Source organism: Xanthobacter lutulentifluminis, assembly GCF_043194675.2.
In the GTDB taxonomy this organism is placed as follows: Bacteria; Pseudomonadota; Alphaproteobacteria; order Rhizobiales; family Xanthobacteraceae; genus Xanthobacter.
On record NZ_CM195525.1, the window covers coordinates 4,068,744 to 4,085,196 of the forward strand.

Sequence of the window (16,453 nt, forward strand, 5' to 3'; positions counted from 1 at the left end):
CCGGCGCGGCCTCGGCAAGCCGGGAGCGCGCGGCAGCATTGCTTGACGCAGAGGTGGCGCCCCCCTCAAGTGGCCCCCACATAGTCGAGGCGCAGCTGGGAGCCGGCGCGCGAGGCGGGAGCATGTGATGGCACTGCGAGAAGTGGATCTGTTCGTCATTGGCGGCGGCTCGGGCGGCGTGCGCGCGGCGCGCATCGCGGCCCAGCATGGCGCGCGGGTGATGATGGCGGAGGAATACCGCATGGGCGGAACCTGCGTGATCCGCGGCTGCGTGCCCAAGAAGCTGTTCGTCTACGCCGGCCGCTTCGCCCACGAGCTGGAGGACATGGCCGGCTTCGGCTGGCGCGTCGGCGAGCCGGAGTTCGACTGGCTCACCCTGGTCGCCAACAAGGACAAGGAGATCGCCCGGCTGGAGGGCATCTACCGCCGCAACGCCGAGAATGCCGGGGTCGAGGTGGTGGCCTCCCGTGCCGTGCTCGCGGGCCGCAACCGGGTGCGCCTTCTCGCCACCGGCGAGGAAGTGACCGCCGGCCACATCCTCATCGCCACGGGCGCCCAGCCGGCGCTGGGGCCGGCGATCCCCGGCTGCGAGCTGGCGATCACCTCCAACGAAGCCTTCAACCTCAGCCAGTTCCCCAACCGCATCCTGATCCAGGGCGCCGGATACATCGCGGTGGAGTTCGCCGGCCTGTTCCGCTCGCTCGGCGCCGAGGTGACGCTGGTCTATCGCGGCGCCAAGGTGCTGCGCGGGTTCGACGAGGAGATCCGCGACCATCTGGAGACGGAGATGACGCGCGCCGGCATCCATCTCGCCTCCGGCCGCACCCTTTCCTCCATCGAGGCGATTGCCGGCGGCAAGCGCGTCACCCTCTCCGACGGTTCCGTGGTCGAGGTGGACGAGGTGATGCTCGCCATCGGCCGCATCCCCAACACCCGCAACCTCGGGCTGGAGGAGGCGGGGGTGGAGCTGGACGCCGCCGGAGCGGTGCTGGTGGACGGGCAGAGCCGCACCAACGTGCCGTCCATCTACGCGGTCGGCGACGTGACCAACCGGGTGAACCTGACGCCGGTGGCCATCCGCGAGGGGCACGCCTTCGCCGACACGGTGTTCGGCAACAAGCCGTGGAGCGTGGACCACTCGCTCGTCGCCACCGCCGTCTTCTCCGAGCCGGAGATCGGCACCGTGGGCCTGAGCGAGGAGGCGGCGCGCGCCGCCGGCCGGCCGGTGGACATCTACAGTACCGAGTTCCGGCCGCTGAAGGCCACGCTCTCCGGCCGCCAGACGCGCACCTTCATGAAGCTGGTGGTGGACCGGGAGACGGACCGCGTGCTCGGCTGCCACGTCATGGGCGAGGCGGCGGCGGAGATGATCCAGCTCGCCGCCGTGGCGCTGGGGCTGAAGGCGACGAAGGCGGACTTCGACCGCACCGTCGCCGTCCATCCCACATCGGCGGAAGAGCTGGTGACCATGCGCACGGCCACGCGCACCGTCTGAATGCCGCTCACGGCCAGCGAACGGGTCCGCGCATCGTTGGGAGAGGGGCCGGCATGGCGCCGGCCGCGGATCGGCCTCGGCCCGCCGCGGCGCTCAGAGGCGGCTGAGCAGCTCGGCCTTCTTGGTGCTGAATTCCTGGTCGCTCAGGATGCCCTTGGCGTGGAGATCGGCCAGCTTCTCGATGGCGGAGATCACCTCGCTCTGGCCGAGCGGCGGGGCCGCGCCGTAGCCCTGGGTCTGGGTCGGCGGCGCATAGGTCTGCTGCTGCGGCGCCGGCTCGTAGACCGGCGGCGGGGCATAGGCCGGGGCCTGCGGGGCGCCGCTCACGATCGGCAGGCTGGACACGAACACCGTGCCATACTGGCTGGTGAAGGTGAGCGAACCCGAGCCGCCCTGCTGCTGGGAAAAGCCGCCGATCTGGTGATCGAGGCTGTCATAGACGGTGACCTGGCCGTTGAGGTCGATGGCGAGGCGGCGGGCGCCCGGGAAATACGCATAGCGCACCCCGTTCTGCGCGCCGGTGCTGGCCGGCTGGCCGAGATCGGCCGGCCACCAGTTGAAGCTGCCGGAGGCGTCCGGCACGAACAGGCTGGGCTGATTGCCGCCCATGCTCCCCCCGAGGCTGCCGCCGAAGCCGCCGCCCCCGCTCGACTGCCACTGCCCGCCGCCGGGATAGCCGCCGCTCTGGCTCTGGGACTGGAAGCTGCCGGTCTGGGTGAGGCCGGGCTGGCTGGCGACGAGGTTCGACAACTCGCTGCACAGGCCGTCCACCCGGCACTTCAGGTAGTTGTTGAACATGTCCGAGACCATGGTCATCCCGCCCGCCATCCACTGGCCGGACCCGCCGAATTCGGGATGGTTGAACTGAGCCATCGTGCCGTTGCCGGCGATCACCGAGAACAGCATGGAGGTGACCGCATCCGGGCTGAAGCCGGTGCGCTGGGAAATGGCGTTGATGGCCGCCTGGCCTTCCGGCGAGAGCTGAGGCATGGGGCTCCTGACATGGCTCGGTCAACGGGCGCGGAATGGCGCCCGCGTGTCGGCGTTGCCGTCTTCTACCACGGCTCGGGCACAGATCGCCGACAGAATCAGGGGCCGGGAGCAGGGCAGCCATGCCGCCCGCACGGGTCCGCCCGTCCCCGCGTTCCCGGTCGCCTACGGCTGGTGTCCGAACAGGCGGCCCTTTTCCGCCCACAGAACGAACAGGACGGCGATGGCGCCGAGCACCATGTAGCCGAGGCTCAGCGGCAGCACCGTGCCGTCGAAGGCGCGCCCGACCAGATAGCCGAGCACGGACGACATCAGCGTCGTGAAGCCGCCGATGAACGAGGAGGCCGTGCCCGCCACCGCGCCCAGAGGCTCCATGGCGATGGAATTGAAGTTCGGCACGGTGAGCGCGAACAGGAACTGCCCCGCCGCAACCAGCGCGCAGAACAGCACCACCGGAGGCTTGCCGTCGAAGGCGATGCTGGCCGCCACCATGGCCGCCCCCACCGCCACGAACCCGCACATGCCGCCGTGCGACAGCCGCCGCATGCCGAGCCGGCGCACCAGCGCGGCGTTCAGGAAGGAGGCGACGGCCATGATGCCCGCCACCGCCGCGAACGCCACCGGGAACAGGTGGCCGAGGGCGTAGACGTCGGTCTGGAACACCTGAGAGGCCGAGCCCACGTAGGCCATCAGCGAGCCCATCATCAGGCCCATGGCAATGGCATAGCCCACGGTGCGGCGGGCGCGCAGCGTCAGCCCCATGCCGCGGCCGATGGAGATGAAGGAGAAGGGGATCCGGTATTCCGGATGCAGCGTCTCCGGCATGCGCAGGCCGAACCACGCCCACAGCAGCACTGCCAGCGCCAGCATGGCGAGGAAGATGAGGTGCCACGAGCCGAAGACGAGGATGATGCTGCCCAGCGCCGGCGCGATGATCGGGACGGTGAGGAACACCATCATGCTCAGCGACATGATGCGCGCCATCTCGCGGCCCTCGAAGCGGTCGCGCACGATGGCCACCGCCAGCACGCGCCCCGCCGCCGCGCCCACGCCCTGCACAAGGCGCGCGGCGACCAGCGTCCCGAAATCCGTCGCGAACAGCGCGACGATGCCGCCGGCCGCATAGATGGCGAGGCCGCCGAACAGGATCGGCCGGCGCCCGAGCACGTCGGAGAGCGGCCCGTAGAAGAACTGCGCCACGCCGATGCCGAACAGGTAGGCGTAGACCAGCACCTGCACCTGGTTGGGATCGGCCAGCGCGAAATCGGCGCGGATGGCGCCGAAGGCCGGCAGCAGGTTGTCGATGGAGAAGGCCGTCATGCCCATGAGCAGGGCGATGATGGCGACGAATTCCGCGAAGGGCGGGCGCAGGGGCTTCGGCGCCGGGTGCGCCGGAGACGCGGCATCACGGGTCGCGGAGGCCCGCTGGGGCTGGGACATGGCACGCTCGGGAGTTGGCGTGTCCCGCAACAGACACGAGGGGGGCGGCGGCCGGGCAGGGCGGCCGCGAGGAGCGACACACATAGGCCATGGCGCGACGCAGGAGAAGGTGGCCGGCCTCCGCCGCCGCCCGGCCGCGCGTGCCGCGGGATGCACAAGATCGCGAGGGAGTGGGGTTGGGGGAGGGGCGCGCCGGGCGCGGCGCGCCATGTCGGCACTGGCGCGGGTGGCGCCTGCTCGCATCGGGGCGGGCGGGCAAGCGACCCCGGTCACGGGTCCGAGCTCGGGCTGCGCCGGAGGTGCGGCGAGGCTTGTCGCCGCCGGCCCGAATCGCCATTTGCGGCGCGTCCTTCCTGTGGGCCGCCGGTTCGTGTATAAGCCCGCCTTCCGGTCCGGCGAACACAAGAGGAACGCCGGTCCGGGTCGGCCCGGAGGAGCCGGCCGGCATCCGCAACAGGAGAGTGAAATGGTGACCCGCCCGCAATCCGCACCCGTCCCTGGCGCCGAGGCTTCTCGCCGCGCCGAAGGCTGGCGTCCGGACAGCTGGCGATTTTATCCCGGCGTGCAGATGCCCGATTATCCGGACAAGCCTGCCCTCGCCGAGGTGGAAGCCAAGCTCGCCTCCTACCCGCCGCTGGTGTTCGCCGGCGAGGCCCGTCGCCTGAAGGCGGAGCTCGCCAAGGTGGCGAAGGGCGAGGCGTTCCTGCTGCAGGGCGGTGACTGCGCCGAGAGCTTCGACGAGCACTCCGCCGACAACATCCGCGATTTCTTCCGCGTCTTCCTGCAGATGGCGGTGGTGCTCACGTTCGCCGGCGGCTCGCCGGTGGTGAAGGTGGGCCGCATCGCCGGCCAGTTCGCCAAGCCCCGCTCCTCCGACACGGAGACGGAGAATGGCGTGACGCTGCCCAGCTACCGCGGCGACATCGTCAACGACATCGCCTTCACCCCCGAGGCCCGCGTGCCGGATCCGCGCCGGCAGATCGAGGCGTATCGCCAGTCGGCGGCGACGCTGAACCTGCTGCGCGCGTTCGCGACCGGCGGCTATGCCAACCTCGAGAACGCCCACCAGTGGATGCTGGGCTTCGTGAAGGACAGCCCCCAGTCCTCGCGCTACCAGGAGCTGGCGGACCGCATCACCCAGGCGCTCGACTTCATGCGCGCCTGCGGGATCGACCCGCACAGCCACCCGGAGATGCGGACCACCGATTTCTTCACCAGCCACGAGGCGCTGCTTCTGGGCTATGAGGAGGCGCTGACCCGCGTCGATTCCACCTCGGGCGACTGGTACGCCACCTCCGGCCACCTGCTGTGGATCGGCGACCGCACCCGCCAGCCGGACCATGCGCATGTCGAGTATTTCCGCGGCATCCGCAATCCCATCGGCATCAAGTGCGGCCCCTCGCTCACCGGCGACGGCCTCATCCGCCTGCTGGACATCCTCCAGCCCGACAACGAGCCCGGACGCATCAGCCTCATCTGCCGCTTCGGCGCGGACAAGATCGGCGAGCACCTGCCCGCCCTGATCCGCGCGGTGGAGAAGGAAGGCCGCGTGGTGGCGTGGTCGTGCGATCCCATGCACGGCAACACCATCAAGGCCGCCTCGGGCTACAAGACCCGGCCGTTCGACCGCATCCAGTCGGAGATCCGCTCGTTCTTCGACATCCATGCGGCGGAAGGCACCTTCGCCGGTGGCGTGCACCTGGAGATGACCGGCAAGAACGTCACCGAATGCACCGGCGGCGCCCGCGCCATCTCCGACGAGGACCTGCGCGACCGCTACCACACCTACTGCGATCCGCGCCTCAACGCCGAGCAGGCCATCGAGACCGCCTTCCTGGTGGCCGAGCTGCTCAAGCGCGAGCGCATCGCCCGCGGCCGCCCGCACGTGGCCGCCGCGGAGTGAGCGGACGCACCTGAAACAGACGGAACGGCGGGCTTCGGGCCCGCCGTTTTCGTTTCCGGGGCCCGCACCGCTCCACCCGCCGGGAAATGGCCGCGCTCCGGCTTACATTGGCCGGGCGTTTCCCCGATCATGGGGCCGTGTGTCCACGTCCCCCGAGCCCGGACGGTTTCGCATGTATCTCGCCGTCCTCCTCCTGCTGATGCTCGTCGCCCCGCTCGCGAGCGTGCTTGTCGAGCTGGTGGTGGCGGGCGGCCCGGCGGCCGCGCTGGTGCTCAAGTGGTTCGTGTTCTGGGGCATCGGCGCGCGGCTCGGCCTTGCCGGGGTGAAGCAGGTGGCGCAGCCGGCGTTCACCGCGCAGACCATCTTCGAGATCGCCGATCCCAAGGCGCAGGTGATCGTGCAGGAGCTGGGCTTCGCCAACCTCGCCTTCGGCCTGCTGGGCCTTCTCTCCCTCGTCTTTCCGGCCTTCCTCACGCCGGCTGCGGTGGCGGGCGGCCTGTTCCTGCTCCTCGCCGGCCTGCGCCACGTGATGCGGCCGGGCCGGAACCGCACCGAGACCATCGCCATGGTCTCCGACCTCGCGATGGTGGCGGTTCTGGCGACGGCGGCGATGCTGCGCGGGTGAGGCGCGGGAGAAAGGGCGCGGTCGGTTCAGCCCGCCCCGCCGCTCACCATGCCCGAGACGCCGGAGAACGCGCCGTCGCTCAGTTCCGCCACCAGCAGGCGGTTCGGGTCCACCGGGCCGGGCAGCGTCACCTGGCCGACCGGCACGGGGCGGAAGCCGAAGCGGGCGTAATAGGGGGCATCGCCCACCAGCACCACGAGGCCATGGCCGGCCTGCCGCGCGGCCTCCAGCGCCACCTCCATCAGCCGGGCGCCGATGCCCACCGACTGGAACGGGGGCTCCACCGTCAGCGGTCCGAGGAGAAGCGCCGGGGTCGCGCCGATCCGCACGTGCGTCAGCCGCACCGAGCCCACCAGCATGTTGCCCACCCGCGCGGTGAAGGACAAGGCGCGCTCATGGTGGGTCTGCTCGCGGATGCGGAACGCCGTGCGCGCGAACCGGCCGGGACCGAAGGTGCGTTCGTGGAGCCGGTCGATGTCGTGGTCGTCGGATGCCGTCTCGACGGCAATGGCGAGGGGAAGCTCGGTCATGGGAGGCCTGGATCTGTGCGGGCAGGACAAGAGACCCGCGAGACCGGCCCAAAGACCGTCAGGCGGGCGGCACGGCGCGGGCGCTGGTGCGCTGCGCGTCCTGTCGTCGTCGCTGAAGGCGAATGCCCATGGTCCCCTCACGAGAATGGCCGGGGCGGATAGCACGGCCGCTCCGGAAGGTCCAGTGGCCGTGTGCGGCGCGTCCGGCAAGGACGGGGAGAGGGCGCCGCCGGCACGCTCTCCCCGTCTCCTCACGCAGCCAGCCCGCGCGACAGCTCCAGCGCCTGACGCTCGAACAGCCGCCGGTAGAGGCCGCCCTCGCGCTTGACCAGGGCATCGTGGTCGCCCTCCTCGACGATGCGGCCCTTGTCGAACACCAGGAGCCGGTCGAGCGCGCGCACCGTGGACAGGCGGTGAGCGATGACCAGCGTGGTCCGCCCCACCATCAGCCGCTCCATGGCCTCCTGGATCGCCGCCTCGGATTCCGAATCGAGGCTGGAGGTGGCCTCGTCCAGGATGAGGATCGGCGCATCGGCGAGGAAGGCGCGGGCGATGGCGATGCGCTGGCGCTCGCCGCCGGAGAGCTTCACGCCCCGCTCGCCCACCAGCGTGCCGTAGCCGCGCGGCAGGCGATCGATGAAGCCGGCCGCATTGGCGAGCTCGGCGGCCCGGCGGATGTCGGCGAAATCGGCATCGGGCCGGGCATAGGCGATGTTCTCCATCAGCGAGCGATGGAACAGCACCGGTTCCTGCTGGACCACGGCGATGGCGCGCCGCAGCGAGGCCTGCGTCACCTCCCGCACGTCCTGCCCGTCCACCAGCACCCGCCCGGCGGAGACGTCATGCAGCCGCTGGATCAGCTTTACGAACGTCGTCTTGCCCGAGCCGGAATGGCCGACGAGGCCCACCCGCTCCCCGGCGTCGATGGTGACGCTGAGATCGTCATAGAGCGGCGTCGCGTGGCCGCCATAGCGGAACGTGACGTTCTCGAAGGCGATCCGCCCGTCCTCGACCCGCGCCGGCACCGCGGCCGGCGCATCGGCGATCGCCACCTTGTGGTGGTGGATCTCCACCAGCTCCTCCAGCTCGTTCAGCGCGCGCTGGAGATTGTGGATGTGCATGCCGATGTCGCGCAGGTAGGAATGCACGACGAAATAGGTGGCGAGCACATAGGCCATGTCGCCGGCGCTGGCTTCGCCCCGCCGCCACAGCACCAGCGCGGTGCCGAGGATGGCCGCCTGCAGCGCCACCAGCGCCAGCAGCTGCGCGGTGCCCGCCCAGGTGCCGGCCATCCAGGTGCGCAGGGTGCGGGCGTTCCACTTGGCGAGCACGCGGGACAGCCGCGCCTCCTCCCGCGCCTCGGCGCCGAAGCCCTTCACCACCGCGTTGCAGCCCACCGCATCCGCCAGCACGCCGCCGACGCGGGTGTCCCACTGGTTGGAGAGGCGCGCGGCCGGAGCCACGTAGGTCATCGACAGGGCGAGCGTGAGGGCGACGAACGCCACCGCGCCCACCGCCACCACAGCGCCCATCAGCGGCCAGTGCCAGCCGAGCAGCAGCGCCGAGCCGGCGAGCGCCACCAGCGAGGGGAACAGCGCCACCAGCAGCGTGTCGTGCAGCATGTCGAGCGACCACATCCCGCGCGAGATCTTGCGCACGGTGGAGCCGGCGAAGGTGGAGGCGTGCCAGTCGGCGGGGAAGCGCTGCACCCGGGCGAAGGCATCGGCCGCGAGGTCCGACATCATGCGCAGGGTGAGACGCACGAGGACGACATAGGTGGCGTGGCGCGCCGCCACCATCACTGTGCCAAGGCCGATGATGGCGAGGAAGGCAGCCGTCGCCGCCTGCCACGCGGCCGCGCGGTCGGTGCCCGAGACGGCATCGATGAGCCGGCCGGCGAACAGCGGCACGCACACCTCGGCGAGCGTTGCCGCCAGCACCGCCGTGAGCGTGCCGGCGATCAGCCCCGGCCTGCGGCGCCAGTGCCCGGCAAGGAAGGAGAACAGCGCGCGGATGCTGACGCCGCGCCGGTGGGTCTGGAAGAGCGACATGACATGTGCCGGCCGCGCGAGGCGCAGGGCCGGTCCCTGGTTCGGACAAAGAGAGGTCGGCGCGGGCGCGCCGGTGGACATCGGCAGAGGCGGAACCATCCGGCAGGCGCGCGGGCCGCCGCCCCGTCGCGGCAAGGCGTCGGGCGGGGCGCGGGCGCGGGGCCGGAGGAGGGCCTAGCGGCGCGGACGCCTGGGAATGATGTCGGTGTGGTGGGTGCGCCGGAACCGGCCGCGATCGGGGATGGGCTGGCCGGACATCATGTGCTGCATGGAACCCCTCCCTCGTGCGTGCCTGTGGCGTGCGTGCCTGTGGATGGTGTGACGGCAGGGCGCCGCCATCCGGATCGGATCCGGCTTGCCCCGTGCGCATCGGCCGATGTGCCGCGGAACGGGGCCTTTCACCGCGGCGCATGAGACGCTAAGGTCGCGGCCGATTTTTGATCGCGCACGGGCGGAACCATGGCGGACACCGGCATTCCCCACTTCTGCAACGACCTCGGCGTCACCCTGATCGAGGTGGGCAGCAAGGAATTCATGTGCATCGGCGCCAACCCGCCGTTCGACCACCCGCACATCTTCATCGATCTGGGCGGGGACAACGACGCCGTCTGCCCTTATTGCTCCACGCTCTACCGCTACAACCCCGCCCTTTCGGCGGGCGAGGCGAAGCCGGAAGCGTGCGTGTGGCACGACGCGCCGGCCGCGGCCTGATCGCCGGGGTCTGATCCCTCGCGGCCACGCCTGCCGGCTGGCCGCCTTGAACGAGAATCGATCCGGCCGGCTCCGCGGAGCCGGGTCCCGCCATGGCCGATCCCATTCCCTTCCGGCCGAAGCCGCGCCCGCCCGCAGCCAAGCGCGCCGCGCGCAGCGCCGTCGTGGTTGGCGCCGGCATCGGCGGTCTCGCCTGCGCCATCGCCCTGCGCCGTGCCGGCCTCACCGTTCAGGTGGTGGAGCAGGCGCGCAAGCTGAAGGAAGTGGGCGCCGGGCTTCAGCTCACCCCCAACGCCACGCGCATCCTGCGCGACTTCGGCCTGCTCAAGCGGCTGGAGCAGGTGGCCGTCGCCCCGCGCTCGCTCGATGTGCGCGACGGCCGCTCCGGCGCCACCATCACCCGCGCCCATTACGGGCCGGCGGTGACGCGCTATGGCGCGCCTTTCCTCGTGGTGCACCGGGCGGACCTGCAGAACCTGCTGGCCGAGGCGGCCCAGGAGGAGGGCGCCATCCTCGCCCTCGGCTCGGATCTCACCGCCGTGGAGCCGGCGTTCGGCAGCGTGCGCGCGGTGGTGAAGCAGGGCGAGAACCTGATCGCCCACGGCGCCGACATTCTCGTAGGCGCCGATGGCGTGCGCTCCGCCGTGCGGGCCCATCTGGGCGTCGCCCGGCCGCCGGTGTTCTCGCGCCGGCTGGCCTATCGCGCCACGGTTCCCCTGCCGGCGCGCCATCCGCCGGACGTGCGGCTGTATCTGGGGCGCGACGCCCATCTCGTGGCCTATCCGGTGCAGGGCGGCAACACGCTCAACCTCGTCGCCATCGTGCGGCAGGACACGCCGGTGGCCCGCTGGAGCGCGCCCGGCGACAGCGCCGCCGTCCACGCCGCCTTCGCCGATTGGGCGCCGGAGGTGCGCGACCTGCTGGCGGGCGCCTCGCACTTTCTGTGCTGGGGCCTCTACGATATCGAGCCGCTGCCACGCTGGAGCACCGGCCGCGTGACCCTGCTGGGGGATGCGGCCCACGCTATGTTGCCGTTCCTGGCGCAGGGGGCGGCGCAGGCCATCGAGGATGCCGCCGCTCTCGCCGCCGCCATCGGCCGGGAGAGCGATGCCGCGGCCGCGCTCCGTGCCTACGAGGCCGAGCGGCGCGGCCGCACCGCCCGCATCCAGAGCGAGGCCCGGCGCAACGGCATCGTCTATCATTTGTCCGGCCCGCCGCGCATCGCCCGGGACCTGGTGCTGCGCCGGCAGGGCGCGGCGCTGCTCGACCGCTACGGCTGGATCTACGGCGCCTGACCGCGCCGGGTCCGGCGCCCTCCGCCGGACGCATCGCAGCCTGATCGCGAGGCCCCTTAAACGCCAACGGCCGGCGCAGGGCCGGCCGTCGGATCATCTGTCAGGGCACGGGATGCAGGCGCGCGGCTGGCGCGCTCCGCCCCTCTGCGCGCTCACTCCAGGTCGGAATCGAGGATGGCCATCTGGAAGTTGTAGGAGAGGTCGCCATCCTCCTCGTCCTTGAACAGGACGCCGATGAACTCCTCGCCCAGATACACCTCGGCCGAGTCCTTCTTCTTCGGGCGGGCAGTCACCTTGATCTGCGGATTGCCGAACAGTGTCCGCAGATAGCGCTGCACGCGCTCGAGCTCGGTCTTTTCCAACGTGGGTCTCCTTGCGAACGAATGGCCGCCTTATGGCCGGGCCGGCGCCCGGCATCAAGCGGGGCCGCGCGACGGCGCTCAGATATCGGCGCCCGCGAAGATGTTGTCCTCGAACATCTGGTCCATGGAGCGCGACGGCTCGGCGCAGCCCGCCTCGCCCACCACCTTGGCCGGAATGCCGGCCACCGTGCTGTTGCGCGGCACCGGCTTCAGCACCACGGAGCCTGCCGCGACGCGGGCGCAGCGGCCCACCTCGATGTTGCCCAGCACCTTGGCGCCGGCGCCGATGAGCACACCGCGGCGGATCTTGGGATGGCGGTCGCCGGTCTCCTTGCCGGTGCCGCCGAGGGTCACGCCCTGCAGGATGGAGACGTCATCCTCGATCACGGCGGTGGCGCCGATCACCACGCCGGTGGCGTGGTCGAGGAAGATGCCGCGGCCCATGGGGACCTGCGGGTGGATGTCCACCGCATAGACGGAGGAGGCGCGGCTCTGCAGGTAGAGCGCGAAGTCGCGCTGGCCGGCATGCCAGAGATAATGCGCCAGACGATGGGTCTGGATGGCGTGGAAGCCCTTGAAATACAGCACCGGCTCCAGCGCGCGGGTGGCCGCCGGGTCGCGGTCCACCACCGCCATGATGTCGGCGCGCAGGGCCTGCGAGATGGTCTTGTCGCGGGCGGTGGCCTCCAGCCAGGCGGCGCGGATGGCGCTGCCCGGCAGGTCCGGATGATCGAGCCGGGCGGCGATGCGCTCGCCCACCACGGCCTCGAGGCTCGGCTGGCCCAGCACCGCGCCGGAGAGGAAGGCGGCGAGCAGGGGCTCGCGCTCGGCCGCCTCGTCCGCCTCGTTGCGCACGCGCGCCCACACCGGATCCACCACGTCGTGCCAGCGCTCGGTTCCGGCACGGGTGAGCCGCGGCGTCTGGCCGTCGGCGCCGGGCTTCACGGCGAGCGGCGCGGGCATGTTGATCTGCGGCATTCCTGCCTCCTCGGGTGATCCAGCTTGCCGTCTTTCTAGCACAAGCGGTGCGAACGCGAGAGGTTCCGGGAACGCATGTCAGGGTCGGCGCTTCAGGAATTCGAGAGCGCCGGACTTGAACACCTTGTCTCCCACCGCAGGGTTGTGGTCGCGGTTGGGAATGTCGAGCAGCGTGCCGTCGGGCAGGAGGTCCACCAGCGGCTGGCCGGGGCCGGAGACGGCGTCGCGGGTGCCGATGGCCACCAGCACCGGCTGGAAGATGCGCGCCACCTCGGCCCGCTCCAGCGTCTGCCGCGAGCCGCGGATGCAGGCGGCGAGCGCCTTCAGGTCCGCCTTGTTGGCATCGGCGAAGGCGCGGAACATGCGGCCCATGGGGTCGGACACATCGTCGAGGCTCGGCGCCTCCAGCGCATCGGCGATGGACTGGGGGAGGCCGACGCCATCCACCAGATGGATGCCGAGGCCGCCCATGATCAGCGAGCGCACCGCCTCCGGCGCATGCAGGGCCATCTGGGCGCCCACGCGCGCGCCCATGGAATAGCCGACCACGTCCGCCCGCTCCAACCCGAGATGGGCGAGCAGGCGCCGCGCGTCCTCGGCCATCAGGCGGGTGTGGTAGAGCGCCGGGTCGTAGAGCTTCTCGGACTCGCCGTGGCCGCGATGGTCGAAGCCGATGGCCCGGTAGCCCGCTTCCACCAGCGTCTTGGTCCAGGAGGGGCCGACCCAGTTGATCTCCTTGGTGGAGGCGAAGCCGTGGATCAGCAGGACGGGATCGCCCGCGCCCACGTCGAAATAGGCGATGTCGATGCCGTCGGAGGAGAAATGGGGCATGGGGAACCTGCGCGTGCGCCGCGGGCCGGCGCCAATGGTCGGGGCCAAATCGGGCGCGACCCTAGTGCAGGCGCGGGTGCGCTTGCAATCCGCGCCGGCTGCGGAGGGTGCCCGCCATGTCAGGCGGGATGGATTGCGGCGGTCGCCGGCTCCTGCTGCGGCGGAGACCGATTCTCCACGTCGTCCCTAGGGTCCGGCCTGCTCACGCCGGGAGGCCCCGGTGAGGGCAGGAGGTCCATCTGCCAGCCGGTGGGCGGTGGCGACCGCAGCTCCGAACGCGGAGAGCGCGGCCGGCTCTCCCGCTGGTCCTTCGGGAGCGGCGGGGCCTGTGGCGGCCGGAATGGCAGGCGTGCCGCCGCCGGGTGCCACCGCCGGCGGGACGGGCGGCGCGGGGATGGAGATGCTGGCGGACCGGGGCGGGAGCGGTGCGGCGCAGCCGTTGCCGCCGGCGGCGGTCCGGGCGGTGCGCCAGACCCGCCATTCCTGCCGGGCCAGCGGCGCGCGGCGGCGCGGGCGCTTCCAGGTGCGCCGGGCGCAGGCGACACAGAAGGAATTGAACGACGACACCAGCGCCAGCAGATAGGCGGCGGTGGCGAAGATCCACCAGATGAGATGGAACAGCGCGCCGGTGATGACGAGGGCGCCGCGCCCCAGGGTCTTCAGGATGGCGAGGGTCTGCACGCCCTTGGCATCGGCGAGGCGGGCGGCGCGGGCGAGGTCGCGGCCGCCATCGGCCACCGAGAGCGCCTCCAGCGCCGCGCGGGTGCCGGCCTTCGCCTCGATCCGCGCGGTATCGTCCAGCATGCGGGAGAGGGTCGCGACCCGGTCGGAGCGCACGACGCCCTTCAGCGCGGCGCCGTCCACGGTGCCGGGATGGGCGGCGAGGCGGCGCAGCGCGGTGAAATCAACCGCCTCGCGGACGGCGCGGGTCAGGCTGCGCGCGAGCGCCGCGGAGAGCTTGCCGGTGCGCTTCGCCACCTTCACCAGGGAGATGCCCATGCGCGCGGGCAGGCCGAGACCGCCGGTGGCGTAGGTGCCGGCGGTGATGGCGAGGCCCACGGCCGAGAGGCCGAGGATGAGCTGGTCCGCCTCCTCGCCGCGCGCCAGCTTCAGCCCCTCCCGGCCGGCGTCGCGGATGTCGCCCCACACCATCAGGTCGCTGGCGGCGGCTCCGGCGAGCCCCGGCAGGTCCTGTGGCGTGCCCGTGACGAAGCCGAGCCCGAACGCCTTCGCCGCCCGCATCGTCTCGGCGAGGGCGCTATTGGCGACGTCGACCCGGCTGCGCAGCGCCTCGGGAATGGCGAGGCCGCGGGCATCGGCGAGAGCGAGATAGGAGGCCGCGAGCGCGGCGTCGTCCGCCGCCAGCGCAGCCTCCATGGCGCGGGCGGCATCGTCGGCGGTGAAGCCGGCCAGGCCGAGATCCGCCAGCGCCGCCGGATCATCCCGCGCGGCGACGAGCTTCACGCTCTCCTTGGCCAGCGGCAGCAGCCAGGGCGAGCCGGCAAGCAGCGCCAGCAGCGTGAAGAGGGAGGCGAGAATGCGGAGCATGGGCGAACCTGCCGCATCATGGCATCCCCTCGCGGCGGTGTCGAAGGTGGGAGGGAGCGACACGGATGCGGTCCGCCACGCCCCTATCTGAATGTGCGGCGGGCTTTTGCCATCAAGGCTGCGGCTGACCCGTTCTCGGGCGGCAGGTGCCCGTCCAATGCCGCCGGGACCGTCCGGCCGCCGCCGCGGCTTGCAGCGGCGGCGCGGCGATGGCGCCGGGTGCCGCTGGCAGGAGCGGTGCGGGTAGAGGACGCTCCCTCGGCGAAGCTCGACGGGCGGGCGCTGTGCGATGCCTCCGGCGCCGGCGCCCGCGACCTGCGCAGATGCGGCGCGGCGGGACTTCCGGCGGGCCCATTCCGGTCCGCCGCTCCTGCGGGAGCGGATGGGCGGGGGTATGCGACCGCCGAAGATGGGCGGCTGGGCACGTCAGTCGCATCCTGCCGGAGGAAGCGATCCGCGCCCGGACTGGACGATGCCATGTCGGCGGCCGCCGGACCCGTCCCGCTTTCTGCTCGGCCGGCATACGCGTGCGACCGGGCGGTGCAGAGCCTTCCGCTTCTCACCGGTGCGCGCCCGTCGGCCCTTGCGTCCGGCGGTGGAGGCGCTACACATCTGGTATATTGAATACGAATAGGGGCGAGCCGTGCCTGTCCTGGATCTTTCGGGGGAGCGCTTCCGCGTCGAGTTCACGGGGCCGGAGGATGGGCCGCCCCTCATCCTCTCCCACGCGCTCGGCCTCGATCTCGCCATGTGGGACGCGGTGGTGCCGCTGCTTGCCCGGCGACGCCGGGTGGTGCGCTATGATGCGCGCGGCCACGGCGAAAGCGCGGCGCCGGATCAGGTTTATTCCATGGGCGACCTCGGCCGCGACGTGCTGGCGATCATGGATCGGCTCGGCCTTGCCAGCGCCGATTTCTGCGGTCTCTCGCTCGGCGGCATGGTGGGCCAGTGGCTGGCGCTCAACGCGCCCGCGCGCCTGACCCGGCTGGTTCTGGCGAACACCACCGCCCATGCGGCCCCTGTCCGCTTCTGGGACCAGCGCATCCGCGCGGTGCGGCGCGAGGGCCTCGCGCCCATCGCCGACGCGGTGGTGGACAGCTGGGTCTCGCCGGCCTTCCGCGCTGCCGCGCCGCAGCGGGTGGCGATGGTGCGCGCGCAGGTGGCCGCAACCCCGCCCTCGGGATACATGGGCACCTGCTGCGCCATGCGCGACATGGACTTCCGCCGCGATCTGGCGCGCATCCGCACCGCGACGCTGGTCATCGTCTCCGAGCAGGACCGGTCCACGCCGCCGGGCTGGGGCGAGGCCATCGCCGAGGCCATTCCCGGCGCCCGGCTGGAGCGGCTGGCGGGTGGTCACCTCTCCGCCCTCGAGCAGCCCGAGGCGTTCGTGCGCGCCGTCGACGGCTTCCTCGGCTGAACCGCCCGCCGCCCGCGCGACGTTGCGCGCGCGTGACTTCGCCGCTCCGCTGTGGAACATGCGCGACGAAGCCTCGTTCAGGCTGGCAGGAGGATCGGATGGTGTCGCCGCAAGACGGCCGTTCCCACGCGTTCGGCCCGGACACCCGGCCGCTCGGCGCCGTCCCGACCGCCTCCGGCGCAGACCGGACGCACGCCCATCACGACCACGGTCACGATCATTCCCCGCATCCGCCCGCGCGCGCGTCCGCCGCGGATGCGCATGGCGAACCGAC

At 71.8% G+C, this 16,453-nt stretch carries 15 protein-coding genes; 6 read left to right on the top strand and 9 right to left on the bottom strand.

Annotated elements, in window-relative coordinates:
* Positions 1–127: 127 nt before the first annotated feature.
* Entirely contained in the window at positions 128–1,495 is a 1,368-nt protein-coding gene (gene gor, locus V5F49_RS18905; RefSeq protein WP_394117878.1) for a glutathione-disulfide reductase, read from the top strand.
* Between the two features lie 93 nt (positions 1,496–1,588).
* Here the strand turns inward: gor and V5F49_RS18910 are convergent, their stop codons facing one another.
* Together V5F49_RS18910 and V5F49_RS18915 are read right to left on the bottom strand one after the other, a co-directional pair.
* Positions 1,589–2,485, bottom strand: a complete 897-nt coding sequence (locus tag V5F49_RS18910) for an SHOCT domain-containing protein (RefSeq protein WP_394117879.1) — start codon at positions 2,483–2,485, stop codon at positions 1,589–1,591.
* Positions 2,486–2,650: 165 nt separating this feature from the next.
* Entirely contained in the window at positions 2,651–3,925 is a 1,275-nt protein-coding gene (locus tag V5F49_RS18915; protein WP_394117880.1) for a multidrug effflux MFS transporter, read from the bottom strand.
* A gap of 466 nt (positions 3,926–4,391) precedes the next feature.
* Here V5F49_RS18915 and V5F49_RS18920 point away from each other — a divergent pair, with 466 nt between their 5' ends.
* Together V5F49_RS18920 and V5F49_RS18925 are read left to right on the top strand one after the other, a co-directional pair.
* The gene (locus V5F49_RS18920) at positions 4,392–5,828 is read left to right on the top strand and encodes a class II 3-deoxy-7-phosphoheptulonate synthase (RefSeq protein WP_394117881.1); all 1,437 of its coding nucleotides are present in this window, start codon (positions 4,392–4,394) and stop codon (positions 5,826–5,828) included.
* A 172-nt stretch (positions 5,829–6,000) separates the two neighbouring features.
* The gene (locus V5F49_RS18925; protein WP_394117882.1) at positions 6,001–6,453 is read left to right on the top strand and encodes a DUF6790 family protein; all 453 of its coding nucleotides are present in this window, start codon (positions 6,001–6,003) and stop codon (positions 6,451–6,453) included.
* A gap of 26 nt (positions 6,454–6,479) precedes the next feature.
* On the opposite strand, the gene V5F49_RS18930 is transcribed toward V5F49_RS18925, so the two are convergent.
* Both V5F49_RS18930 and V5F49_RS18935 read right to left on the bottom strand, forming a co-directional pair.
* Positions 6,480–6,983, bottom strand: coding sequence for a GNAT family N-acetyltransferase (locus V5F49_RS18930; RefSeq protein WP_394117883.1), 504 nt, complete (start codon positions 6,981–6,983; stop codon positions 6,480–6,482).
* 251 nt (positions 6,984–7,234) lie between these two features.
* Complete coding sequence (locus tag V5F49_RS18935) at positions 7,235–9,034, bottom strand: ABC transporter ATP-binding protein (protein WP_394117884.1); 1,800 nt, start codon at positions 9,032–9,034, stop codon at positions 7,235–7,237.
* Between the two features lie 459 nt (positions 9,035–9,493).
* Between V5F49_RS18935 and V5F49_RS18940 the strand changes: the two genes are divergently transcribed.
* Both V5F49_RS18940 and V5F49_RS18945 read left to right on the top strand, forming a co-directional pair.
* Positions 9,494–9,745, top strand: coding sequence for a zinc-finger domain-containing protein (locus V5F49_RS18940; protein WP_394117885.1), 252 nt, complete (start codon positions 9,494–9,496; stop codon positions 9,743–9,745).
* A gap of 92 nt (positions 9,746–9,837) precedes the next feature.
* The gene (locus V5F49_RS18945) at positions 9,838–11,040 is read left to right on the top strand and encodes an FAD-dependent monooxygenase (protein ID WP_394117886.1); all 1,203 of its coding nucleotides are present in this window, start codon (positions 9,838–9,840) and stop codon (positions 11,038–11,040) included.
* A 152-nt stretch (positions 11,041–11,192) separates the two neighbouring features.
* On the opposite strand, the gene V5F49_RS18950 is transcribed toward V5F49_RS18945, so the two are convergent.
* The 4 genes from V5F49_RS18950 to V5F49_RS18965 all read right to left on the bottom strand — a co-directional run bounded on the left by V5F49_RS18950 (position 11,193) and on the right by V5F49_RS18965 (position 14,759).
* Positions 11,193–11,402: a DUF3126 family protein gene (locus V5F49_RS18950; RefSeq protein WP_394117887.1), complete on the bottom strand. Its 210-nt coding sequence runs from the start codon at positions 11,400–11,402 to the stop codon at positions 11,193–11,195.
* Positions 11,403–11,480: 78 nt separating this feature from the next.
* Positions 11,481–12,380: a serine O-acetyltransferase gene (gene cysE, locus V5F49_RS18955; RefSeq protein ID WP_394117888.1), complete on the bottom strand. Its 900-nt coding sequence runs from the start codon at positions 12,378–12,380 to the stop codon at positions 11,481–11,483.
* Positions 12,381–12,458: 78 nt separating this feature from the next.
* A complete protein-coding gene (locus tag V5F49_RS18960) occupies positions 12,459–13,211 on the bottom strand; it encodes an alpha/beta fold hydrolase (RefSeq protein WP_394117889.1) in 753 nt (250 codons plus the stop codon).
* Positions 13,212–13,397: 186 nt separating this feature from the next.
* Positions 13,398–14,759, bottom strand: coding sequence for a hypothetical protein (locus V5F49_RS18965; RefSeq protein ID WP_394117890.1), 1,362 nt, complete (start codon positions 14,757–14,759; stop codon positions 13,398–13,400).
* A gap of 643 nt (positions 14,760–15,402) precedes the next feature.
* Here V5F49_RS18965 and pcaD point away from each other — a divergent pair.
* A complete protein-coding gene (gene pcaD / locus V5F49_RS18970) occupies positions 15,403–16,179 on the top strand; it encodes a 3-oxoadipate enol-lactonase (protein ID WP_394117891.1) in 777 nt (258 codons plus the stop codon).
* Positions 16,180–16,256: 77 nt separating this feature from the next.
* Here pcaD and V5F49_RS18975 read toward each other — a convergent pair whose 3' ends face one another.
* Positions 16,257–16,400 carry a hypothetical protein gene (locus tag V5F49_RS18975; RefSeq protein ID WP_394117892.1) on the bottom strand — a complete coding sequence of 48 codons (144 nt, stop codon included), beginning with the start codon at positions 16,398–16,400 and terminating at the stop codon, positions 16,257–16,259.
* Between the last annotated feature and the right edge of the window lie 53 nt (positions 16,401–16,453).